This is a genomic window from Klebsiella sp. V115_8, from assembly GCF_029967715.1.
Lineage (GTDB): Bacteria > Pseudomonadota > Gammaproteobacteria > Enterobacterales > Enterobacteriaceae > Klebsiella > Klebsiella quasipneumoniae.
Window position 1 is genome coordinate 24579 of record NZ_JASCAR010000048.1, and the last position, 22997, is coordinate 47575.

Annotated in this window: 23 protein-coding genes and 1 tRNA gene; 8 read left to right on the forward strand and 16 right to left on the reverse strand. The window is 58.1% G+C overall.

All coding sequences use genetic code 11. The features are described from left to right. The first annotated feature begins 23 nt into the window (after window positions 1–23). Window positions 24–716, forward strand: coding sequence for a DNA-binding transcriptional regulator CsiR (gene csiR, locus QLG03_RS24245; protein WP_023288513.1), 693 nt, complete (start codon window positions 24–26; stop codon window positions 714–716). 97 nt (window positions 717–813) lie between these two features. On the opposite strand, the gene crl is transcribed toward csiR, so the two are convergent. The 3 genes from crl to gpt form a co-directional block, all read right to left on the reverse strand. After that, window positions 814–1212 (reverse strand): sigma factor-binding protein Crl, encoded by a 399-nt coding sequence (gene crl / locus QLG03_RS24250; protein WP_002889793.1) that lies wholly within the window; start codon window positions 1210–1212, stop codon window positions 814–816. Between the two features lie 57 nt (window positions 1213–1269). Beyond that, window positions 1270–2514, reverse strand: a complete 1245-nt coding sequence (gene frsA, locus QLG03_RS24255; protein WP_023288512.1) for an esterase FrsA — start codon at window positions 2512–2514, stop codon at window positions 1270–1272. Window positions 2515–2619: 105 nt separating this feature from the next. Continuing rightward, window positions 2620–3078, reverse strand: coding sequence for a xanthine phosphoribosyltransferase (gene gpt, locus QLG03_RS24260; protein WP_002889733.1), 459 nt, complete (start codon window positions 3076–3078; stop codon window positions 2620–2622). A 257-nt stretch (window positions 3079–3335) separates the two neighbouring features. Here gpt and pepD point away from each other — a divergent pair, with 257 nt between their 5' ends. Continuing rightward, the gene (pepD, locus tag QLG03_RS24265) at window positions 3336–4793 is read left to right on the forward strand and encodes a cytosol nonspecific dipeptidase (RefSeq protein WP_023288511.1); all 1458 of its coding nucleotides are present in this window, start codon (window positions 3336–3338) and stop codon (window positions 4791–4793) included. Window positions 4794–4838: 45 nt separating this feature from the next. Here the strand turns inward: pepD and QLG03_RS24270 are convergent, their stop codons facing one another. Both QLG03_RS24270 and dinB read right to left on the reverse strand, forming a co-directional pair. Next, window positions 4839–5285, reverse strand: coding sequence for a GNAT family N-acetyltransferase (locus QLG03_RS24270; RefSeq protein WP_255988496.1), 447 nt, complete (start codon window positions 5283–5285; stop codon window positions 4839–4841). Between the two features lie 2 nt (window positions 5286–5287). Continuing rightward, window positions 5288–6343: a DNA polymerase IV gene (gene dinB / locus QLG03_RS24275; protein WP_255988498.1), complete on the reverse strand. Its 1056-nt coding sequence runs from the start codon at window positions 6341–6343 to the stop codon at window positions 5288–5290. A gap of 159 nt (window positions 6344–6502) precedes the next feature. On the opposite strand from dinB, the gene QLG03_RS24280 reads away from it, so the two are divergent. Then, on the forward strand, window positions 6503–7363 hold the full coding sequence (locus QLG03_RS24280) for a glycerophosphodiester phosphodiesterase family protein (RefSeq protein WP_032453039.1): 861 nt from the start codon (window positions 6503–6505) through the stop codon (window positions 7361–7363). A 262-nt stretch (window positions 7364–7625) separates the two neighbouring features. Here QLG03_RS24280 and nqrM read toward each other — a convergent pair whose 3' ends face one another. From nqrM to QLG03_RS24315, 7 genes are read right to left on the reverse strand one after another with little or no spacing between them, the layout of a single operon-like run. Beyond that, window positions 7626–7841 carry a (Na+)-NQR maturation NqrM gene (nqrM, locus tag QLG03_RS24285; protein ID WP_004204638.1) on the reverse strand — a complete coding sequence of 72 codons (216 nt, stop codon included), beginning with the start codon at window positions 7839–7841 and terminating at the stop codon, window positions 7626–7628. Between the two features lie 2 nt (window positions 7842–7843). Beyond that, the gene (gene nqrF, locus QLG03_RS24290) at window positions 7844–9067 is read right to left on the reverse strand and encodes an NADH:ubiquinone reductase (Na(+)-transporting) subunit F (RefSeq protein ID WP_004204637.1); all 1224 of its coding nucleotides are present in this window, start codon (window positions 9065–9067) and stop codon (window positions 7844–7846) included. A 12-nt stretch (window positions 9068–9079) separates the two neighbouring features. Next, window positions 9080–9676, reverse strand: a complete 597-nt coding sequence (gene nqrE, locus QLG03_RS24295) for an NADH:ubiquinone reductase (Na(+)-transporting) subunit E (protein WP_004177335.1) — start codon at window positions 9674–9676, stop codon at window positions 9080–9082. Between the two features lie 6 nt (window positions 9677–9682). Then, complete coding sequence (locus QLG03_RS24300; protein WP_023288507.1) at window positions 9683–10321, reverse strand: NADH:ubiquinone reductase (Na(+)-transporting) subunit D; 639 nt, start codon at window positions 10319–10321, stop codon at window positions 9683–9685. Further along, the gene (locus tag QLG03_RS24305) at window positions 10314–11108 is read right to left on the reverse strand and encodes a Na(+)-translocating NADH-quinone reductase subunit C (RefSeq protein WP_032453038.1); all 795 of its coding nucleotides are present in this window, start codon (window positions 11106–11108) and stop codon (window positions 10314–10316) included. Before QLG03_RS24305 ends, QLG03_RS24300 begins: the two co-directional genes overlap by 8 nt. Further along, entirely contained in the window at window positions 11101–12339 is a 1239-nt protein-coding gene (locus QLG03_RS24310; protein ID WP_087849223.1) for an NADH:ubiquinone reductase (Na(+)-transporting) subunit B, read from the reverse strand. Before QLG03_RS24310 ends, QLG03_RS24305 begins: the two co-directional genes overlap by 8 nt. A gap of 3 nt (window positions 12340–12342) precedes the next feature. Next, on the reverse strand, window positions 12343–13686 hold the full coding sequence (locus QLG03_RS24315) for a Na(+)-translocating NADH-quinone reductase subunit A (protein WP_049013284.1): 1344 nt from the start codon (window positions 13684–13686) through the stop codon (window positions 12343–12345). A 411-nt stretch (window positions 13687–14097) separates the two neighbouring features. On the opposite strand from QLG03_RS24315, the gene dpaA reads away from it, so the two are divergent. Next, on the forward strand, window positions 14098–14838 hold the full coding sequence (dpaA, locus tag QLG03_RS24320; RefSeq protein ID WP_255988504.1) for a peptidoglycan meso-diaminopimelic acid protein amidase: 741 nt from the start codon (window positions 14098–14100) through the stop codon (window positions 14836–14838). Here dpaA and QLG03_RS24325 read toward each other — a convergent pair. After that, on the reverse strand, window positions 14809–15576 hold the full coding sequence (locus QLG03_RS24325) for a class II glutamine amidotransferase (protein ID WP_004204630.1): 768 nt from the start codon (window positions 15574–15576) through the stop codon (window positions 14809–14811). The two genes, dpaA and QLG03_RS24325, sit on opposite strands and share 30 nt — an antisense overlap. 74 nt (window positions 15577–15650) lie before the next feature. Then, on the reverse strand, window positions 15651–16232 hold the full coding sequence (gene lpcA, locus QLG03_RS24330; RefSeq protein ID WP_004145825.1) for a D-sedoheptulose 7-phosphate isomerase: 582 nt from the start codon (window positions 16230–16232) through the stop codon (window positions 15651–15653). Between the two features lie 239 nt (window positions 16233–16471). On the opposite strand from lpcA, the gene fadE reads away from it, so the two are divergent. The 3 genes from fadE (at window position 16472) to QLG03_RS24345 (ending at window position 21214) form a co-directional block, all read left to right on the forward strand. Next, complete coding sequence (gene fadE / locus QLG03_RS24335) at window positions 16472–18916, forward strand: acyl-CoA dehydrogenase FadE (RefSeq protein WP_032453035.1); 2445 nt, start codon at window positions 16472–16474, stop codon at window positions 18914–18916. 178 nt (window positions 18917–19094) lie between these two features. Continuing rightward, entirely contained in the window at window positions 19095–19865 is a 771-nt protein-coding gene (locus QLG03_RS24340) for an amidohydrolase (RefSeq protein WP_023288501.1), read from the forward strand. A gap of 248 nt (window positions 19866–20113) precedes the next feature. Then, the gene (locus QLG03_RS24345) at window positions 20114–21214 is read left to right on the forward strand and encodes an AI-2E family transporter (protein WP_255988505.1); all 1101 of its coding nucleotides are present in this window, start codon (window positions 20114–20116) and stop codon (window positions 21212–21214) included. 28 nt (window positions 21215–21242) lie between these two features. On the opposite strand, the gene eamB is transcribed toward QLG03_RS24345, so the two are convergent. Continuing rightward, window positions 21243–21833, reverse strand: coding sequence for a cysteine/O-acetylserine transporter (eamB, locus tag QLG03_RS24350; RefSeq protein ID WP_180264139.1), 591 nt, complete (start codon window positions 21831–21833; stop codon window positions 21243–21245). A gap of 103 nt (window positions 21834–21936) precedes the next feature. On the opposite strand from eamB, the gene QLG03_RS24355 reads away from it, so the two are divergent. Continuing rightward, window positions 21937–22818 (forward strand): LysR family transcriptional regulator, encoded by an 882-nt coding sequence (locus tag QLG03_RS24355; RefSeq protein ID WP_117135893.1) that lies wholly within the window; start codon window positions 21937–21939, stop codon window positions 22816–22818. 59 nt (window positions 22819–22877) lie between these two features. Here QLG03_RS24355 and QLG03_RS24360 read toward each other — a convergent pair. Next, window positions 22878–22954 (reverse strand) — tRNA-Asp (locus tag QLG03_RS24360). Between the last annotated feature and the right edge of the window lie 43 nt (window positions 22955–22997).

Consider the following 22997-nt stretch of genomic DNA (forward strand, 5'->3'; position numbering starts at 1 on the left):
GAAGAGTATTCAGGAGTAAGATCATGACCGCCATTTCCCAGGCGACGGCCATTGACGGGTACCGTTGGTTAAAAAACGACATCATCCGCGGGGTCTACCAACCCGATGAGAAGCTGCGGATGAGCCTGTTGACCTCGCGCTATGCCCTGGGGGTCGGTCCGCTGCGCGAGGCGCTTTCGCAGCTGGTGGCCGAGCGGCTGGTGACGGTGGTCAATCAGAAAGGCTATCGGGTGGCGCCCATGTCGGAACAGGAGCTTCTCGATATCTTCGACGCGCGCGCCAATATGGAAGCCATGCTGGTGCGCCTCGCCATCGAGCGCGGCGGCGATGAGTGGGAGGCGGAGCTGCTGGCCCGCGCCCATCTGCTCAACAAGCTGGAGTCGTGCGAGGCAAGTGAGCGCTTACTCGATGAGTGGGACCAGCGCCACCAGGCGTTTCACACCGCCATCGTCGCCGGCTGCGGTTCGCAGTATCTGCTGCAAATGCGCGAGCGGCTCTTCGATCTGGCGGCCCGCTACCGTTTTATCTGGCTGCGCACCACCGTCCTGTCGGTAGAGATGCTGGAAGATAAGCATGTCCAGCATCAGACCCTGGTGGACGCTATTCTGGCGCGCGACGCCGAGCAGGCCAGCGCGCTGATGCGCGAGCACTTACTGACGCCGATCCCGATTATTCAGCAGGCGATGGCCGGCAAGCTGCAGCCGCAGGCAGTGTGAGTCAGGTGGCGGGGTGGAGAGTGCGGGTGGGGCGGCAAAGCCTTCGTCACGCTCCTCCACGCCGCACGGGCGTGGAGAAATCGTATCTGTAGATCAATCAGGCGCGCAGGCGAACCGGCTCGCTGAAATCGTCGGCCGGTTCCAGCTTCAGATTAAAGGTGGTCAGCAGCGCTGCGGCGCGCTCGTGAAACTCGCGCAGCGTTTTTTCCAGTCTGTCGCTCACTTCCGGGTCGTCAATGTCGACAGCCTGCCATGACCCTTCTTTATTGAACAGGCCAAACTGGTAGCTATAGGTGAAACGTGACTCTTGTGCTTCCATTTCCATCCACCAGCCCCAGAATTCACGCTTCTCCGGTGCGGGCTTAACGTTGACGCAAACTGCCAGGCAATCGAAAAAGAAACGGTTGTCATGGCACTGCTCTTCGCGAATGTAAGGCCCTAGCGCCGTGAATTTCTTGATCAACTTACTTTTCAGGTGTCCACTCGGTAACGTCATTGCGATCTCCTTTAGTGATGCAACTGTTTTACCAAACCAATAGAATTTAGCAATAAATTAACCAAATCTATGGTTGATCCAGCGGGCGATCTGTCGCAATGCGTGATCAAAATTGCGATACACCGGGTTAAACGGGATCTCCAGCAGTTTGCCATCGGCAGATGACGAGGTGATTAACCGCGACTCCTCTTCGGGGCTGAACGGATCGTCCTTCCAGAAGCCGGAGAGCATCGGCGTCGGGCAACGGCGTCCCAGCAGTCCCTGGGTTTTTAACGAGTAGCGGTTGAGCTCCACGCGCAGCGCTTCATCGGACGCGTCATGCATGCCCAGCCGCGAGGCCAGCACGTCGAGGTACATCTCCGGCACGCGCCCCTGATGCAGAGGATCCACCAGCAGACCGTGGACCACCGGCCCCAGACAGGCTACGGCCTTCAGCCGCTGCGGTTCCAGGTAACCGAGACGCACCGCGATATTGGCGCCAAAACGGAAGCCGAAGGCGGCGACCCGGGTATGGTCGATCCATGGCACATTTTCCAGATGGCGCAGCGCGTGCTGATGCAGCAGGCTGGTGTCCTGATTCAGCGTCCATTTTGACGAGAAGCCGATGGAGGGCATATCAATGGTCAGCATGGCAATGCCGAGCGGTGAGAAGTAGTTCTCATACAGGTTGTAATAATCCGTCTGCAGCGAGTCCAGCCCCCCGCACATCAGCACCGTCGGAAACGGCCCCTCGCCTTTCGGCATATGCAAAAAGCCGGTGATCGGCGAACCGCCAGGGATGGTGAACTCCAGCTCGCGCAGGGCGCCAGGCAGCCGCTGGGCGGCCTCTTCATACGCCCGGTTGGCTAAAGCCTGCGCCTGTTCCGCCAGCTCATCGCCTTTAATATGCGGATAAGCGGCAATGCTGTACAGGTTCGAAGCATGCAGCCAGTGGCGGCCGCTCAGCAAAGGATCGGCTTCCTGGCCGGCCTTTTGCTGCCACTGCATCGCCTCTTTCGCCCACTCAAAGATCCAGTTGCCGCCGCGATAGCCGATGACGGTATCGAACAGCTCGGGATCAGTTCGTTCGGCCTCGCTCATCACAATGCGCGCTTGCACATCAAGGATCTCCTGCGGGGTTACGCCGCGCCAGATCCACATTAAGCGATTGATCAGACGGTACCAGTGTTCGACGTGATTGCCGCTCAGCGCTGACTGCATCGCCTGGGGTTTTCCGGCAGAAAACCGGCGCACCAGCGTAGAGGTTTCGGGATGTTTGAAGCGAGGTTTAAACAGCGTTTCGCTGAGGTTAGCCTGTGACATGTGCAGTCTCCGTCGTAGTGCCACTCCGGATATTGTAACCTGCTAGAGGATAAAAAAAACCACGCCCGGCAAGCCGGGCGTGGTAAATAGCACTGTCCTGAAGAATTAACGACCTGCGATAGGCGGTACAAACACCACGCCCATATCCCACGGCTGTTCAATCCAGGTATCCTGCGGAATATCAACCACGTAATCATCCACCAGCGGACGGCCTGCCGGTTTGGCGAAAATGGTGACGAAGTGCGCTTTGGGATACATTTCGCGGATCGCCACGGCGGTCCCGCCGGTATCCACCAGATCGTCGATAACGATAAAGCCTTCGCCATCGCCTTCCGCACGTTTCAGTACTTTCAGCTCGCGCTGGTTATCATGGTCGTAGCTGGAGATGCATACGGTATCAACATGACGAATGCCCAATTCACGCGCCAGTAAGGCTCCCGGTACCAGTCCACCGCGGCTAACGGCAATAATGCCTTTCCATTGCTCAACCGGCAGCAGACGGCTGGCCAGTTTGCGGGCGTGAATCTGCAACATGTCCCAGGTGACGACGTATTTTTCGCTCATGTGAAGTGTCCCAGCCTGTGTAATACGGCTTAAATAATGTTCGAGGGGGAAAATGGTTGCGCGAGATTATAGAGATCTGACGCACTAAAAACCAGTGTTAAGCGGTTTGCGCAACGCTTTTTGCGTTGTTTACACTACCTGCGGCGGTGGAAAGTGGTATTCTCACCCCCATCGCGCAAGCCCGGGCTTGTTGTGTATTTTAACGCTAACCCTCGTCCTGCAACCGCTGTATGCAGGAGTCTGTAAGGAGACTTACCGTGTCTGAACTGTCTCAACTATCCCCGCAGCCGCTTTGGGATATTTTCGCCAAGATTTGCTCCATCCCGCACCCGTCCTATCACGAAGAACAGCTCGCCGAGCACATTATGGGTTGGGCAAAAGAAAAAGGCTTACACGCGGAACGCGACCAGGTTGGCAACATTCTGATTCGTAAAGGCGCGACTGCCGGTATGGAAAACCGTAAGCCGGTAGCGCTGCAGGCGCACCTCGATATGGTGCCGCAGAAAAATAACGACACCGTCCACGACTTCGCCAAAGATCCGATCCAGCCGTACATTGACGGCGAATGGGTGAAAGCGCGCGGCACCACGCTGGGCGCGGACAACGGTATCGGGATGGCGTCCGCACTGGCGGTACTGGCCGACGACAGCGTCGCTCACGGCCCGCTGGAAGTGCTGCTGACCATGACCGAAGAAGCCGGTATGGACGGTGCCTTCGGTCTGCAGGCCAACTGGCTGCAGGCCGATATCCTGATCAACACCGACTCCGAAGAAGAAGGCGAAATCTATATGGGTTGCGCCGGCGGGATCGATTTCACCTCTAACCTGGCGCTGACCCGCGAAGCGATTCCGGCCGGTTTCCAGAGCTTTAAAGTGACTTTAAAAGGGCTAAAGGGCGGCCACTCCGGCGGTGACATCCATCTCGGTCTGGGTAACGCCAACAAGCTGCTGTCGCGCTTCCTTGCCGGTCATGCCGATGAGCTGGATCTGCGTCTGGTCGATTTCAACGGCGGTACGTTGCGCAACGCCATCCCGCGTGAAGCGTACGCTACTGTCGCCGTCGCCGCGGATAAAGCCGATGCGCTGAAAGCGCTGGTGAATACTTACCAGGCGCTGCTGCAAAACGAGCTGGCGGCCAAAGAGAAGAACCTGGCGGTGCTCCTGGAAGCGGTAGAGAACGACAAAGCGGCGCTGACTCAGGCCTCCCGCGACGGTTTCATCCGCCTGCTGAACGCCACGCCGAACGGGGTTATCCGCAACTCTGACGTGGCGAAAGGCGTAGTAGAAACCTCGCTGAACGTCGGCGTCGTCACCATGACCGATGACAACGTGCAGATCCACTGCCTGATCCGCTCGCTGATCGACAGCGGCAAAGACTATGTGGTCAGCATGCTGGAATCTCTGGGTAAACTGGCGGGGGCGAAAACCGAAGCCAAAGGCGCTTACCCTGGCTGGCAGCCGGACGCCAACTCGCCGGTGATGCACCTGGTGCGCGAGACTTACCAGCGTCTGTTCAACAAGACGCCGAACATCCAGATCATCCACGCCGGTCTGGAATGCGGTCTGTTCAAAAAACCGTATCCGGAAATGGACATGGTCTCCATCGGACCAACCATTACCGGTCCGCACTCCCCGGATGAGCAGGTCCATATCGAGAGCGTCGGCCAGTACTGGACGCTGCTGACCGAGCTGCTGAAAGCCATTCCGGCTAAATAAGCACCACCACCGGCGGCAGCCCGCCGCCGGTTTCTCCCCCTCACCTTAGCGTCCCGCGCTTTCCATCCGGTAGTTAATAAACCACTCCTCGCGCGCCGCCACCCGCTGCTCAGCCACCACCTTAAAGCCATGGGCCGTAAAACAGGGTCTCGCGGTAATGCTGGCGTCCACCGTCAGGATTTGCGCAGGATACTGAGCGCAGAGCGCCTCGATAAGCGCGCCGCCGATACCCTGCCGGCCGTGATCCGGCGAGACAAAGAGCAAATCGATATGCGTCCCGATAGCGGTGATAAAGCCAACCGGTTGATTCTCTATCTCCGCCACCAGCCCGTTTGCATCAGCCAGCTTTTGCCGCCAGCGCGTCTCATCCACCTGCGCCCAGGCCGCGATCTGCGCCGGAGTATAGTCCCGGCAGGCCGTTTCCCGCACCGCGCGCAGGAATATCCGACAGAGCAGTGGTAAATCGTTGTCGCGGTAAGGACGAATGTGCATGGTTAAATCCCTAATAAAAGCTGCCTTTCCAGCTGCGGATCGAGCAGCGTCACGTGGAGCCCAACCAGGCGCACGCCACGTCCGCCGCGGCGCTCATCCCAGGCCTTGTGCGCGGTGGCAATCAGATCCGCTTTGTTCAGCTGCGGCCAGACGTGCTCCTGGGTGGTCAGCTGGAAGTCATTGAATTTCAGTTTAATACCCTGACGGGCGATCAGCAGGTCCGGTTTGACCTTCGCCAGCCGGCGCTCCAGTTCGGGATAGAGATTTTCGATAATCGCTTCGCAGTCTGACCATTCATGGATATCTTCCGCTAACGTCCGCTCCACCCCCACCGACTTGCGCTGCCGGTCGTTATGGATTTCCCGCTCATCAATCCCGTGGCTGCGCTCCCACAAAATACGGCCGAATTTACCGAAGCGCTTAAGCAGCATGGCCAGATCGCTGTTCTGTACATCGCCACAGGTACGCAGGCCCATATTTTCCAGCTTCGCCGCCGATACCTTCCCGACGCCGGGTATTTTCGCCAGCGGCAGCGCCCGTACAAACTCAGCCACCTGATGGGGAGCGATAACGAACTGGCCGTTGGGTTTATTCATGTCGGAGGCGATTTTGGCAAGAAACTTTACCGGCGCTACCCCCGCCGAGGCGGTGAGGCGCAGCTCCCGTTCGATGGTTTCGCGGATCTCCTGGGCGATCAGGGTGGCCGACCCGTGACAATGCACGCTGTCGCTGACGTCAAGATAGGCTTCATCCAGCGACAGCGGCTCAATGCGCGAGGTATAGCGGGAGAAAATTTCGCGGATATGGTTCGAGGCTTCTTTGTAGGCATCAAAGCGGCCGGGAAGCAGCGTGAGATGCGGGCACAGCTTGAGCGCCGTCGCCGTCGGCATGGCGCTACGCACGCCAAACTTACGCGCAGGATAGTTCGCGGTACTAATCACGCCACGCTGTACCCGACTGCCACCTATCGCGAGAGGTATATCGCGCAACGCCGGGTTGTCGCGCATCTCCACCGCCGCAAAGAAACAGTCCATATCGACATGGATAATTTTACGCATCGTCAGACTCAACACTGTATACCCATACAGCATAGCAAAACTCGCTGCGAATTTTATGCTTTTTTTATTTCATCGCCCAGAAAAGCGGTTAAAACATAAAACTGCAATAAATTATGTTTATTTTCATAAAGTTAACCGATAAATCTGGAAGATATAATCATGAAGAAAATACTTACCGCACTTTGCCTGCTGGCCTCCGCCGGCGCCTGGGCCGCCCCGCAGCTGATTGCCCATCGCGGCGGCACCGGCGATGCGCCAGAAAATACCCTGCCGGCCATTAAGCTGGCGCTGGAGAATAACGCCGAGGCCATCTGGGTCACGGTGCAGTTAAGCCACGACGGCGTGCCGGTGCTCTACCGGTCAAGCGATCTTTCCGCATTGACCAATAGCGAGGGCAACGTTTCCAGTTTGACCGCCGCCGAGCTGGCGAAAGTCGATGCCGGCTGGAAATGGGGTGATGACAGCCACCCCTGGCGCGGCAGGCAGGCCACCATTCCCACGCTGCAAGCCGTTTTGCAGCAATGGCCGCACACGTTCTTCTACATCGACATTAAATCTCCGGATGCCGACCCGACCGTGATGGGCGAGCGCCTGCTTGCGGTGTTAAAAGCTACGCACAGCCTCGATCGCGTGCGGGTCTATTCCACCGAAGACCGCTATATCGCCGCGCTGCCGCCGGCTATTCCCCGCTTCGTCACCCGCAGCGAAACCCGCACCAGACTTGCCAGTATTTCGCTCAGCCATCAGTGCCAGCCTGCCAGCCAGCGCGAAGGCGAGCAATGGTATGGGCTGGAGCTGAAGCGCAAGGTAGAGGTGGTGGAGAAATTCACCCTTGGGGAAGGGGTCTCCCCGGCGACGCTCACCTGGGATAAAGAGGCGATGGATTGCTTCCGCTCGCAGGGTAAAGCGCACATTATCTTCTTCGGCATCAACAGCGCGGAAGATTACCGCACGGCGAAAGAGCTGGGCGCTGACGGCGTGATGGTCGATTCCCCGGCGCAGGCGAAAAGCTGGCAGTAAGGGAGTCAATGGCTAAAAAAAGCCGCGAAAGCGGCCTCACGTTGCTGGCATGTTGTTGCCGGGTGGCGGCTACGCCTTACCCGGCCTACCCTTCCAGGACTGGCTGTTAACTCACCGCCGGGCCTGGGGCAGTTGAAACTGCCGGTGCTGGCCGGAGCCCGGGGGCGGCGGCGACTGGCCGCCCCCGGTGCGCTCCCTGCGCCATGAGTGGCATCACGCAAAAGAAATATCGGGAGCGTAATCTGCCCGGAAACCTCACAGATTACAAAATGCGCCGCTGCTGGCGCTGCGCCTCGCGGGCGAGACGTTTCTTACGCGCGTCGCAGGGCTCAGGACAATCGCAGACTTTCTCCAGTCCCAGCGAGGAGATCCCGCCGCAGCTGCCCTGAATGCTCTTGCGCTTCACCAGGTAGCCCAGCGACATCCCGAGGATCACCAGCGCAAAAATCACAAAGGTTGCGACAAACACCGTCAGCATCGTCAGCCTCCAAAGTCGTCGAGCAGAATATTCTCGTCCTCGACGCCCAGATCCTTCAGCATCTTAATCACTGCGGCATTCATTACCGGCGGCCCGCACATGTAGAACTCGCAGTCTTCCGGCGCCGGATGATCGCGCAGATAGTTCTCGTACAGAACGTTATGGATAAAGCCGGTATGCCCCGTCCAGTTATCTTCCGGCAGCGGATCGGAGAGCGCAACGTGGAAGGTAAAGTTCGGGTTATCCCGCGCCAGCTGTTCAAACTCATCATCGTAGAACATCTCGCGCAGCGAGCGCGCTCCGTACCAGAAGCTGATTTTGCGTGTGCTGTGCAGGCGCTTGAGCTGGTCGAAAATATGCGAACGCATCGGCGCCATCCCGGCGCCGCCGCCGATAAACACCATCTCCGCGTCGGTCTCTTTGGCAAAGAACTCGCCGAACGGCCCCGAAATCGTCACCTTATCGCCCGGCTTCAGCGACCAGATATAGGACGACATGATCCCCGGCGGGGCATCCGGCACCTTCGGCGGCGGCGTCGCAATGCGCACGTTGAGCATAATGATGCCCTTCTCTTCCGGATAGTTAGCCATCGAGTAGGCGCGCAGGGTCGGCTCTTTCACCTCAGAGACGTAGCGGAACAGGTTGAACTTGTCCCAGTCCGAGCGGTATTCATCCGGGACATCGAAGTCAGCATAGGCCACTTTATGCGGTGGGCATTCGATCTGAATATAGCCCCCGGCGCGGAACGGCACCACCTCCCCCTCGGGGATCCGCAGCTTGAGCTCTTTAATGAAAGTGGCTTTGTTATCATTGGAGATAACTTCGCATTCCCATTTTTTGACGCCGAAGATTTCTTCCGGTAGCTCAATCTTCATGTTTTGCTTCACCGCGACCTGGCAGGCCAGACGGCAGCCGGCTTTGGCTTCGCGTTTGGTAATATGCGAAAGCTCGGTCGGCAGGATATCGCCGCCACCCTCTTTGATAGTCACCCGACACTGGCCGCAGGAGCCGCCGCCGCCGCAGGCGGAGGAGACAAAAATCCCGTTGCTGGACAGCGTGTTCAGCAGCTTATCCCCCGCCGGGGTACGGATCTGCTTATCCGCTTCGTTATTGATCTCAATAACCACGTCGCCCGCGTTCACCAGCTTTGAGCGCGCTGCCAGGATAAGCCCCGACAGCACCAGCACAATCAGCGTGAACATCACGACGCCAAGAATAATTTCCATACTTATTCGCCCTTATAGCTGCACGCCGGAGAAGGACATAAAGCCCAGCGCCATCAACCCGGTAGTGATAAAGGTGATCCCTAACCCGCGCAAACCGGCAGGCACGTTGGCGTACTTCATCTTTTCGCGGATCCCCGCCATCGCCACGATCGCCAGCATCCAGCCGATGCCGGAGCCGAAGCCGTAAACGATGGATTCCGGGAAGTTGTAATCACGCTGCACCATGAACGACACACCGCCGAAAATCGCGCAGTTAACCGCAATCAGCGGCAGGAAGATCCCCAGCGCGTTGTATAGCGCCGGGAAGTACTTATCGAGGATCATCTCGAGGATCTGCACCAGCGCGGCGATCACCCCGATAAAGGTGATGAAGTTCAGGAAGCTGAGGTCTACCCCCTCCACCAGCGCGCCGTCGCGCAGCACCAGGTTATACACCAGGTTGTTGATCGGTACGGCAAGACCCAGCACCACCGTCACCGCAACGCCGAGGCCGAAGGCGGTGGAGACCTTTTTCGACACCGCGAGGAAGGTACACATCCCGAGGAAAAAGGCCAGCGCCATGTTCTCAACAAACACCGCGCGGACAAACAGGCTAATGTAATGAGCCATCATCGATTACTCCTTTTCCTGCTGTTCAGGCTTCCAGCTACGCAGGGCCCAAATCAGTAAACCGATAATGAAGAACGCGCTCGGCGCCAGCAGGAACAGGCCGTTCGGCTGATACCAGCCGCCGTTCTGCACCGTCTCCAGCACCGTGATACCGAACAGCTTGCCGCTGCCGATAAGCTCGCGCAGGAAGCCGACGATAATCAGGATCGCGCCGTAGCCGAGACCGTTGCCGATACCGTCCATAAAGCTGGCCAGCGGCGGCGACTTCATGGCGTAAGCTTCGGCGCGGCCCATCACGATGCAGTTGGTGATGATAAGCCCGACGAATACCGACAGCTGCTTGGAAGTCTCATAGGCGAAAGCCCGCAGTAGCTGATCCACCACGATAACCAGCGAGGCGATGATCGCCATCTGCACGATGATGCGCACGCTGTTGGGAATGTGGTGGCGGATCATCGAGATAAACATGCTGGAGAACGCCGTCACCAGGGTCACCGCAATGGTCATCACGAAGGCGGTTTCCAGCTTAGTGGTGACCGCCAACGCGGAGCAGACGCCCAGCACCTGCAGGGCGATGGGGTTATTGGCGATGAGCGGCCCTACCAGCACGCGCTTCACCTCTTTCATCTCGCTCTGTTCAGCCATTGTTCAGCCCTCCTTCACGCACCTTTTTCAGGAACGGACCAAAGCCCAGTTCACCCATCCAGAAATCAAAGCTGTGCTGTACGCCATTTGACGTCAGCGTGGCGCCCGATAAGCCATCAACCGCATGCAGGTCACCAGCGCGCGCGCCGCCTTTGACCACTCTCAGCGCCGGCATGCCGTTGTCATCCAGCACCTGCTTGCCGACAAACTGCTGGCGCCAGTTCGGGTTCTCCACTTCGCCGCCCAGCCCCGGGGTCTCCCCCTGGTCATAGTAGGTAATGCCTTTCACCGTGCGGCCATCGACGTCCAGCGCCACGAAGGCGTACATCATCGACCACAGGCCATTGCCATAAATGGGCAACACCACCTGCTCAATCTTCTGCTGCGCGTCGCGCACCAGGTAGATTTCCGCCAGATTGCTGCGGCGTTTAATCCCCGCCGGATCCTGGCTGGCATCCAGCGCCATACTCTGCTGCGGATCCTTCAGCGCCTGGGCCTGATTGAATTTTGCCGGGTCTTTCTCCAGCAGCTCGCCGGTCGCCAGATTCACCAGTCGCGGCGAAATGCGCGCCGCGAAGGTGTCGGCGACCGCATCAGCATCCATGCCGGGCTGCATCAGGCCGGACACCGCCAGGATATTACGCTGCTTATCCAACGCCCGCTGCGCCTGCTGGCGGGATTTCAGCCCCACGGCCGAGCCCGCTACCACGATGGAGCAGACCAGACAAAGCACCAGCACCACCAGCAGCGTTTTGCCGATGCTATCGTTACTTTTCTTCTCAGCCACGCGACTTCCTCCGCTTAATATTGGCCTGCACCACCAGGTAATCGAACAGCGGTGCGAAGAGGTTGGCGAAGAGGATCGCCAGCATCATCCCTTCCGGATAAGCCGGGTTCACCACGCGGATCAGCACGCACATCACGCCGATCAGCACGCCGTAACTCCATTTCCCTTTATCGGTAAACGAGGCGGATACCGGGTCCGTCGCCATAAACATCATGCCGAAGGCGAAGCCGCCGAGTACCAGATGCCAGTACCATGGCATAGCGAACATCGGGTTGGTGTCGGAGCCGATAACGTTAAACAGGGTAGCGGTGGCGACCATACCGATCATCACCCCGGCGACGATGCGCCAGGACGCGACGCGGCCAAAGAGGATGATCGCGCCGCCGATCAGGATCATTAGCGTGGAGACTTCGCCAATCGAGCCCGGAATATTGCCGAGGAAGGCGTCCATCCAGCTCACCGGGATGCCGGTAGCGACGTTAACCAGCGCTTCACCGCCGCCGCTGGCCCACTGGGAGAGCGGCGTAGCGCCGGAAAAACCGTCCGCCGCCGTCCACACCAGGTCGCCGGAGATTTGCGCCGGATAGGCGAAGAACAGAAACGCGCGCCCCGCCAGCGCCGGGTTGAGGAAGTTGCGCCCGGTACCGCCGAAAATCTCTTTAGCGATCACCACCCCGAAGGAGATCCCCAGCGCCGCCTGCCACAGCGGCAGCGTGGGCGGGACGATCAGCGCGAACAGAATCGAGGTGACAAAGAAGCCTTCGTTGATTTCATGCTTGCGCACGATAGCGAACAGCACTTCCCAGAAGCCGCCGACGATAAAGACGGTGATATAGATCGGCAGGAAGAAGACCGCCCCCAGAGTCATCATGCTCAGCCAGCCGGCGTCGGAGCTGAAGCTCACCCCTAACCACTGGGCGACGCTATAGTGCCAGTTGTTGGCGATCGCCTGCTGCAGTTGTTCGGCGCCGTAAAGCTTATGCAGCGCCGGTATGGTCTGCAGCCCGACGTTATACATCCCCCAGAACATCGCCGGAAAGACGGCAAACCACACGAGGATCATCAACCGCTTGAGGTCGATGGCGTCGCGCACATGCGCCGCGCCGCGGGTGACCTGGCCTGGGGTGTAGAAGATGGTCGCCGCCGCTTCATACAGCGGATAATATTTTTCCAGCTTGCCGCCGTGCGTGAAATGCGGCTCAATTTTTTCAATCAGATGCTTTAAGCCCATCTCTTATCCTTCCTGCTCAATCCGGGTTAATACGCTGCGCAGCGCAGGGCCATATTCATACTTACCGGGGCAGACGTAGGTGCACAGCGCCAGATCTTCTTCATCCAGCTCCAGACAGCCCAGCGCCTGAGCGCTGTCGGTATCCCCGGCCAGCAGATCGCGCAGCAGTACGGTCGGCAGGATATCCAGCGGCATCACCCGCTCGTAGTTGCCGATCGGCACCATCGCCCGCTCGCCGCCGTGGGTATCGGTAGAGAAATGAAAGCGCTTGCGCCTGAAGAAATGGCCCAGCGTGGTGCGGGTAATCGAGAACTTCTCTTTGCCCGGCATCACCCAGCCGAAGAGCTCTTTTTCCCGTCCTTCTTTAACCACGCTCACCTGCAGATGGAAGCGCCCGAGGAAGGCGTGAGGGCCATGGGCGCGGGTGCCGCTGAGCACCGAGCCGGAAATGACCCGGTTTTCCCCCTCCTGCAACTCGCCTGCAAGCAGATCGTCCAGGCTGGCGCCCAGCGTCGTCTTGACCAGTCGCGGCGATATCACCTGCGGGCCGCCGAGCGCGATCACCCGTTCGCAGTAGAGCTCCCCGTCGAGGAAAAGCTTACCAATGGCGATCGCGTCCTGATAATTGAGGTGCCAGACCTGCTTATTCAGGCTCACCGGCTCGAGGAAATGAATATGCGTTCCCGGCAGCCCCGCCGGGTGCGGCCCGCTAAACTGGTTAAAACTGACCTGGCCGACAGGATGACCGCCGAGCTTGCCGCCGCTGGGCTGGCAGACGTGGACTTTCCCGTCGGTCAGACGCGTAAGCACGGTAAGGCCAGCGTCGAAAGCGGCCCGTTCGGCCAGAATAATCGGCTGCGGCTCCGCCGCCAGCGGATTGGTATCCATGGCGTTGACAAAGATGGCGGCCGGCACGCTGCCCGGGAGCGGCGTTTTACTGAATGGTCGTGTGCGCAGCGCGGTCCACTGGCCCGACGCCAGCAGCTGCTGCTGCACGGTGTCGCGCGGCAGTTCAGCCAGCGCGTCCGCGGCGTAACGCGTGAACGCCACCGCGTCATTGCCCTCGATATCAATCACCACCGACTGCAACACGCGCCGTTCACCGCGGTGGATCGCGCTGACGACCCCGCTCGCCGGGGCGGTAAAGCAGACGCCGGGGTTCTTTTTATCTTCGAACAGGATCTGACCTTTTTTGACCCGATCGCCTTCTTTGACCGCCATGGCGGGACGCATGCCGACGTACTCTTCGCCGAGTAGCGCGACGCGCTTCACCGCTGGCGCGGGAGAAATCTGCTGTAATGGCATGCCAGCTATGGGCAAATCCAGCCCTTTTGTGATTTTAATCATATCGTTAGCAGGTATCCGTAACCTCAACCCCGACGCAGGCCGGGGCCAGCTTATTGACAGAATGGCAGAGAAGAAAGGGCGAAACGGCGCCAGATGCGCTCAGGACGGAAGAGAAGCATCCTTTCTTACTCTGGTGATGAACCGGCGCAAGTGTAACATTTCGTGAGCGTCGGCTGTAGCGCGAGAGGCAATAAGTGCTTCTAAAATGCGAGCTATTGCGCAAAGTTCTCACTGTGTTTTCGTCGCTGGCAGGGTATAAAGTGAGGCGGAATTGTAAACGCCGCCACGTCGCCCTTGCGAAAAAATGCCGTGATGCTAATGTGAGCGCTCTAAATCCAGAAAACTCTGATTTCGGGTCTCTCTTGCCGTCCTGGCAATGTGGCTATTTTGTTTTATCAAGGAACAAGCAGTATGCGCAAAATCGCATTATTTATTGCGATGCTTCTGCTGCCGTGCATGTCATTTGCCGGGCTGCTCAGCAGCAACAGCCCGACGACGCCGGTTAGCAAAGAATATAAGCAGCAATTAATGGGTTCACCGGTTTACATTGAGATCTTTAAAGAAGAGCGCATGCTCGACCTTTACGTCAAAATGGGTGAGACCTACCAGCTCCTCGACAGCTATCGGATCTGCAACTACTCCGGTGGCCTGGGCCCGAAACAGCGCCAGGGCGATTTCAAGAGCCCGGAAGGGTTCTATAACGTCACCCGCAGCCAGCTCAAACCCGACAGCCGCTTCTATAAAGCGATCAATATCGGCTTCCCGAACGCCTACGATCGCGCCCATGGTTATGAAGGGAAATACTTGATGATCCACGGCAACTGCGTCTCTGTCGGCTGCTACGCCATGACCGACAGCGGGATCGATGAGATCTTCCAGTTCGTGACCGGCGCCTTAGTCTTCGGTCAGCCAAGCGTGCAGGTGAGTATCTATCCGTTCCGCATGACCAACGCCAATATGGAACGCCACAAATACTCTTACTATGCGGATTTCTGGAAGCAGCTGAAGCCTGGCTATGATTATTTCCAGCAAACCCACAAACCGCCGGTCGTATCAGTGACCGACGGTCGCTATGTGGTGAGCAAGCCGCTCAGCCACGAGGTTGTCCAGCCGCAGCTGGCCTCAAACTATACGCTCCCCGAGACAAAATAACGCCCACTCGCCTGGCATGATCTTATGCCAGGTCTCATTGGCCGTCAGCGGCTGCGTGGCGATAACCGTGACGACATCGTTGGGTGTGGTCTCGCGTTGAAAGTCGATCTCCACATCCTGGTCCAGCAGTTTTGCCACGCCGAACGGCGCCCGCCGGGTGATCCAGTGCAGGTTGGTCGAGCAGAACGCCATCACATAGCGTCCGTCCGACAGCAGCATGTTGAACACCCCTTTCTCACGCAGTTCCCCCGCCAGGGTGGCGATATACTTAAATACTCCAAGCATATTGCCCGGCGTACGCGGGTAGCGCTCGGTTAAGCGGTGCAGCAGCCAGCAGAAGGCCTTTTCACTGTCGGTTTCACCTACCGGGTGGAAATTGCCGGTTTTCAGCGATTTATAGCCTTTGAGCTGCCCGTTGTGCGCGTAGGTCCAGTTACGCCCCCACAGCTCGCGGGTGAACGGATGCGTATTCTCCAGGGCCACCATCCCGCGATTGGCCTGGCGGATATGCGCGACGACGGAACAGGACTTAATGGGGTAATCCTGGACCAGTTTCGCGATCGGCGACTGAAAGCTCGGCTGCGGATCTTTGAATGTGCGACAGCCTTTGCCTTCATAGAAGGTGATGCCCCAGCCGTCTTTATGCGGCCCCGTCCCGCCTCCGCGCTGTACCAGCCCGGTAAAGCTAAAACAGATATCGGTTGGCACATTGGCGCTCATCCCGAGCAGTTCGCACATAGATCACCTCACCATCACAAATCACGACGGCGCCGAAGCGAGGCCGCCGTCAACAGTACACACTCACCTGCCTGTTAGCCTTTCGCCATCTCTTTTTCGATCAGCATAATCAGGATATGGATCACTTTGATGTGGATTTCCTGAATGCGGTCGGCGTAGCCAAAGTGCGGCACGCGAATTTCCACATCGGCGCTACCGGCCATTTTACCGCCGTCCTTACCGGTCAGGGTGATCACTTTCATCCCCTGCGCCCGCGCGGCCTCAATGGCCTTGATTACGTTGCCGGAGTTGCCGGAGGTGGAGATGCCGAGCAGCACATCGCCCGCGCGGCCGACGGATTCAACGTAGCGGGAGAAGACATACTCATAGCCAAAATCATTGCTCACGCAGGAGAGATGGCTGACGTCGGAGATCGCAATGGCCGGATATCCCGGGCGGTTTTCGCGATAACGTCCGGTCAGTTCTTCCGCAAAATGCATCGCATCGCAATGGGAACCGCCGTTGCCGCAGGACAGCACTTTACCACCCGCCTTAAAGCTATCCGCCAGCAGGACAGCGGCACGCTGGATAGCATGGATATTGGCTTCGTCCTGCAGAAAGTTAGCCAGCGTTTCCGCGGCTTCGTTCAGTTCGTTACGAATAAGATCCTGGTACATGAGGATAATCCTTCAGTATGAGTGGAATAACCCTGGCAGTGTACCGGATAGCCGCCGAAGCGAGAAGCAGCAGGCTGCGTTATCCCCCGCCCTTTTGATTTTATGTGCCGCTTTTGCATACAACAATGTGAGCAAGGTTGTAATTATTTTGTAAACACATTGCTAAATAAAAAGGCATGCACTACAACCAATACATCACAAGTGGTCAGACCTCCTACAAGCACAGGGAGCATTTCTCTATGATGATTTTGAGTATTGTTGCAACCGTTGTTTTACTCGGTGCGCTCTTCTATCACCGGGTCAGCCTGCTGCTCAGCAGCGTGATCTTGCTCGCCTGGACCGCAGCGCTCGGCGCGGCCGGTCTGTGGAATATCTGGCTGCTGCTGCCGCTGGCGATCATTCTGTTGCCGTTTAACTTTGCGCCTATGCGTAAATCCATGATTTCCGCACCGGCATTTCGCGCCTTCCGCAAGGTCATGCCGCCGATGTCGCGTACCGAAAAAGAGGCCATCGACGCCGGGACTACCTGGTGGGAGGGGGATCTGTTTCGCGGTAATCCTGACTGGCATAAGCTGCATAACTATCCGCAGCCGCGTCTGACCGCCGAAGAGCAAGCCTTCCTCGACGGCCCGGTGGAAGAAGCCTGCCGGATGGCTAACGACTTCGCCATCACCCACGAAATGGCCGATCTGCCGCCGGAGCTGTGGGCGTATCTGAAAGAACACCGCTTCTTCGCGATGATCATCAAGAAAGAGTATGGCGGGCTTGAATTCTCCGCTTATGCCCAGTCGCGGGTGCTGCAGAAGCTCTCTGGCGTCTCCGGCATTCTGGCGATCACCGTCGGCGTCCCGAACTCACTGGGCCCGGGCGAGCTGCTGCAGCATTACGGTACTGAAGAGCAGAAAAACCATTACCTGCCGCGTCTGGCGCGCGGGCTGGAGATCCCCTGCTTCGCACTCACCAGTCCGGAAGCGGGCTCCGACGCCGGCGCCATCCCGGATACCGGCGTGGTCTGCATGGGCGACTGGCAGGGCCAGCAGGTGCTGGGTATGCGCCTGACATGGAACAAACGCTACATTACGCTGGCGCCTATCGCCACCGTGCTGGGATTGGCCTTTAAACTTTCTGACCCGGATCGTCTGCTGGGCGGGGAAGAAGAGCTGGGCATCACCTGCGCGCTGATCCCGACCTCCACCCCGGGCGTGGAAATTGGCCGTCGCCACTTCCCGCTTAACGTCCCGTTCCAGAACGGCCCAACCCGCGGCAAAGATATCTTCGTGCCGATCGATTACATCATCGGCGGGCCGGGGATGGCCGGTCAGGGCTGGCGCATGCTGGTTGAATGTCTGTCGGTGGGCCGCGGTATTACGCTGCCGTCCAACTCCACCGGCGGCCTGAAATCGGTGGCTATGGCGACCGGGGCTTACGCCCATATTCGCCGCCAGTTCAAAATCTCGATCGGTAAAATGGAAGGCATTGAAGAGGCGCTGGCGCGCATTGCCGGTAATGCTTATGTGATGGATGCTGCGGCGTCGCTGATCACCTACGGCATTATGCTCGGCGAGAAACCGGCGGTGCTCTCCGCGATCGTGAAATATCACTGCACCCACCGCGGCCAGCGCTCCATTATCGACGCAATGGATATTACCGGCGGGAAAGGCATTATGCTGGGCGAAGGCAACTTCCTCGCCCGGGCATATCAGGGCGCGCCTATCGCCATCACCGTGGAAGGTGCGAACATTCTGACCCGTAGCATGATGATCTTCGGTCAGGGTGCGATTCGCTGTCATCCGTACGTGCTGGAGGAGATGGCTGCCGCGCAGAACAACGACCTGAACGCCTATGACAAGCTGCTGTTCAAACATATCGGCCATGTCGGCAGTAACAAAGTACGGAGTTTCTGGTTGGGCCTGACCGGCGGACGCACCAGCAGCGCGCCGACCCGCGACGTCACCCGCCGCTACTATCAGCAAATGAACCGTCTGAGCGCTAACCTGGCGCTACTGTCAGACGTCTCGATGGCGGTGCTGGGGGGCAGTCTCAAGCGTCGCGAACGTATCTCCGCGCGTCTGGGGGATGTGTTAAGCCAGCTGTACCTGGCCTCGGCGGTGCTGAAACGCTATGACGATGAAGGACGCAATGAAGCCGATCTGCCGCTGGTTCACTGGGGGGTGCAGGATGCGCTGCATCAGGCCGAGCAGGCCATCGACGATCTGCTGAAAAACTTCCCCAATCGTCTGGTGGCTGGCGCAATGCGCCTGGTCATCTTCCCGACCGGTCGTCATCATCATGCGCCGTCGGATAAGCTGGACCATAAAGTCGCTAAAATTCTACAGGTGCCCAGCGCCACCCGCTCCCGCATCGGTCGCGGTCAGTACCTGACGCCGAGCGAGCATAACCCGGTCGGCCTGCTGGAAGAGGCGCTGCTGGAAGTGATGGCGGCCGATCCTATCCACCAGCGTATCTGCAAAGAGTTGGGTAAAAATCTGCCGTTCACCCGTCTCGACGAACTGGCCGCCCATGCCCTGGCGAAAGGCTTAATCAGTCAGGATGAAGCCGCCATTTTGACCCGAGCAGAGCACAGTCGCTTGCGCAGCATTAATGTTGACGACTTTGCGCCAGAGGAGCTGGCAACCCAGCCGGTAAAGTTGCCGGAAAAAGTTCGCAACGTTGAAGCCGCATAATAAAACAACAACCACATCACACGCCGGGCGGGGAATTTTCCCCGCCTTTTTTTCGTCTCTCCTTCCCCCGCCGTTCCTGTTAGTAGCATTTTTTTAACAAAATATTCCGCGGACCGCCGCGAGGCTGATAAGGTGTTACAGTTAACCTAACCCCCTCATGAGAATGGAGTTGACCATTGTGCCTGGCCTGAAAATTACGCTGTTGCAACAACCGCTGGTCTGGATGGACGGCCCTGCTAACCTGCGCCATTTTGATCGCCAACTGGAAGGGATTGTCGGGCGCGATATCATTGTTTTACCTGAGATGTTTACCACCGGCTTTGCGATGGAAGCGGCAAAACAGTCTTTACCCGAGGCCGAGGTGGTGGCGTGGATGCATGCCCGGGCGGCGCAAACCCAGGCGCTGATCGCCGGCAGCGCGGCGCTGCAAACTGAGCGCGGGGCCGTTAACCGCTTCCTGCTGGTCGAGCCTGACGGCACGGTCCATCATTATGATAAACGTCACCTGTTTCGTATGGCGGATGAACACCATCACTATGAGGCCGGAGACAAGCGCGTGGTCTTTGAATGGCGCGGATGGCGGATCCTGCCGCTGGTCTGTTACGACCTGCGCTTTCCGGTATGGTCGCGTAACCTTAACGACTATGATTTGGCGCTGTATGTGGCGAACTGGCCAGCGCCGCGCTCGCTGCACTGGCAGTCGCTGCTGGTCGCCCGCGCGATTGAGAACCAGGCCTACGTCGCCGGCTGTAACCGGGTCGGCACCGACGGCAACGGTCATCATTACCGCGGTGATAGCCGGATTATCAGTCCCCAGGGGGAGATTGTCGCCACCGCCGATCCGCATCAGGCCACTCGTCTTGACGCCGAACTGTCGCTGAGCGCCCTCCAGGAATATCGTGAAAAATTCCCCGCCTGGCGCGATGCCGATCCTTTTACTCTGGATTAATCCCCCTCCGCTTTCTTCCCCCTTCTGCGGGAAAAGAAAGCGGAATTTCCTCTTGCCGCACCCAGCAGAATATTTACAAGGCGCCCTTCATTTCTGTTCTACACTCATTAACAGGCCCACAACCAAACGGGCGGAGATCATTTTCAATTCACTTCTGCGTTGTAAACGCATGACTTTTCTGTTGCCAGCTTGTTTTGTTGAACCCGGCTGAGCGTTGGCGTATGCATATTTTATGAGCGTAATGGAAAATGGATAATAATAATCTTCAGTTAATAGAAAAACGGCTGGTCACCCGCTTTCTCGATATGTTTATTCGGTTCAGTCTTATTCTGGCGCTGGCCTCATTCTGTTTTACCGTCTTTTCTCCCTTCGTCAATATGATGCTCTGGGCGTTGATTCTGGCCGTGGCGCTCTATCCTTTACATCAATATTTTGCCGGGCTTTTCGCCGGTAAACAGGGGCTGGCGTCGGTGGTGCTGGTGCTGTTAGGTATTTTACTGATTATTATCCCCACGGTGCTGATGATCACCTCGCTGGCGGAAAGCGCCAGCGCGATGATCGACCGGTTGGGCAGCCAGAGCTTTACCATTCCCCCACCCTCTTCACGAATTGCCTCTTTACCGATCGTTGGCGAACGGCTTAGCGCTCTGTGGATGCGGGCGTCCGTGGATCTGCCAGGAGTGCTCAGCAATTACCGTTCGCAAATTGGCGATATTGCCAAACAGTTCCTCAGCATATTAGCCAGCATGGGCGGCGGGCTGATTGGCTTTATTATTTCGTTTATCGTCTCGGGTATTATGATGGCCTGGGGCGCGGCGGGCGCCATCAGCGCGCAGCGTATTGCCATCCGTATTACCGATGAGAATAAAGGCGTGACCCTCACCCGCCTGTGCACCAGCACCATCCGCGCGGTCGCCCAGGGCGTCATCGGGGTGGCACTGATCCAGGCGCTGCTGGTCGGGGTGATCATGCTGATGGCCAGCATCCCCGCCGTCGGGATCTTCTTTATACTTGCCCTGATCCTCGGCATTGCACAGGTGCCGGTGATCCTGGTGACGGCCCCGGCCATCGCGCTGATGTGGAGTCTCGGCACCCACAGTACCGGAATGGATATCTTCTACACTGTCCTGCTGATCGTCGCCGGTATGGCCGATAACGTCCTCAAACCACTGCTGCTGGGGCGCGGAGTCGATGCGCCAATGCCGGTGGTGCTGCTGGGCGCCCTTGGCGGAATGGCCTCTAACGGCATTCTCGGTATGTTCCTCGGCGCCACCCTGCTGGCCATCGGTTACCGGATCTTTATGACCTGGGTAAATGAAGGGCAACCCGCCCTGACGCAGGATAAATAACCTCAAGGGAGCGTTACGCTCCCTTAATTCATTCCATAAACATTCGTACCGCGCACCAGACCAACAGCAGCGCCAGCAGCAGATTTAACCCTCTTCCATGGCGTTCGAACACCGGCTCAAACAGCTGACCGGCCAGCGCCCAGCAAAGATTGCCGGCAACGCCTATTACTGATAGCAACAGGCTTATCATCACCAGCCAGAATGGCTCGCGAGTCACCGGCAGAACAAAGGTCGACAGGGCCGTGATGCCGTACAGGATAATTTTTACATTCACAAACTGCAGCCCCAGGCTGGCCCAGAAGCTGACAGGCCGCTCCTCCTGCCCACCGCTGGCCGGGTCGCTGCGGGCAATATGCCAGGCCAGCCACAGGATATACCCCGCGCCGACCCAGCGTAGCAGGGAGGTTATCCCCTCATCCAGGGTAACGAGAGTGAACGTCAGCCCGGCACAAATCAGCATGATGATCACAAACCCCAGGCTCATGCCGGCCAGAACCCGCATGCTCCGTCGAAAGCCGTGCGCGGTGACGCTGCTCAGCGCCAGAATATTATTCGGCCCGGGCGTCAGAGCGGTGATCAGGGTGTAAGTTAAAAAGGCGCTAATCAGGGTAGGTGTCACGTGTTTTCTCCTCTTGACTGGCAGACAGTACCCGAAGCTGATAATTTAAAAAAATGAATGTTTTTTCATTCTGAATTCGAGAATGTCGATATAAAGAGGAAATATGGATCTGCGACGCTTTATCACCTTCAAAACGGTTGTCGAAGAAGGATCCTTTCTGCGCGCCTCGCAGAAACTGTGCTGCACCCAGTCCACCGTAACCTTTCATATCCAGCAGCTTGAGCAGGAGCTTGCCATCCCGCTGTTTGAGAAAATTGGCCGACGAATGTGTCTCACCGCCGCGGGTAAAAATGTCCTGCCGCACGTCTACGATCTGACCAAAGTGATGGCGTCGATTCGCCAGGCGGCGCGCCAGGACGATGAACCCGGCGGCGAACTTCGCGTCGCCACTGGTGAAACCCTGCTGGCGTACAAAATGCCGCCGGTGCTGCAGCGTTTTAAGCAACGCGCCCCGAAGGTCCGCCTGTCACTGCAGTCGCTCAATTGCTACAGCATCCGTGATGCGCTGCTCGCTGACGAAGTCGACCTGGGGGTGTTTTACCGGGTTGGCAACGATGATGCGCTCACCATGATGGAACTTGGCCCGCAGCCGCTGGCGCTGGTCGCGTCAGTCGATCAGGCGCCGGTCGACTTCCTGCGCCCGCGGCAGCATATCCCATTGAGCTTTATCATCAACGAACCCCAGTGCGTGTTCCGGCAGATTTTTGAAAGTACCCTGCGCCAGCGCGGCATTACCATGGAGAACACCATCGAACTGTGGAGTATTGAAAGCATCAAGCAGTGCGTGGCGGGCAATCTGGGGGTGAGTTTTCTGCCGCGCTTTGCGGTAGAGGAGGAACTCAAACGCGGGACGCTGGTCGAGCTGCCGTTCAGCGAGACGCCGCTGACGATCCATGCGCTCTGCGCCTACCACGCCGGGAAGGCAATCAGTCCGGCGATGCGGGTATTCATGCAGTGTATGCAGGAGGAACAAGAGGCGCGCTGAAATTCGGCGACGAAAACGACGAAAGCCTGAATCATTGCTGATTCAGGCTTTCTGAATAGTGGCGGAACGGACGGGACTCGAACCCGCGACCCCCTGCGTGACAGGCAGGTATTCTAACCGACTGAACTACCGCTCCGCGTTGTTGTTCCGTTGGGAACGAGGAGAATATTACGGATTCC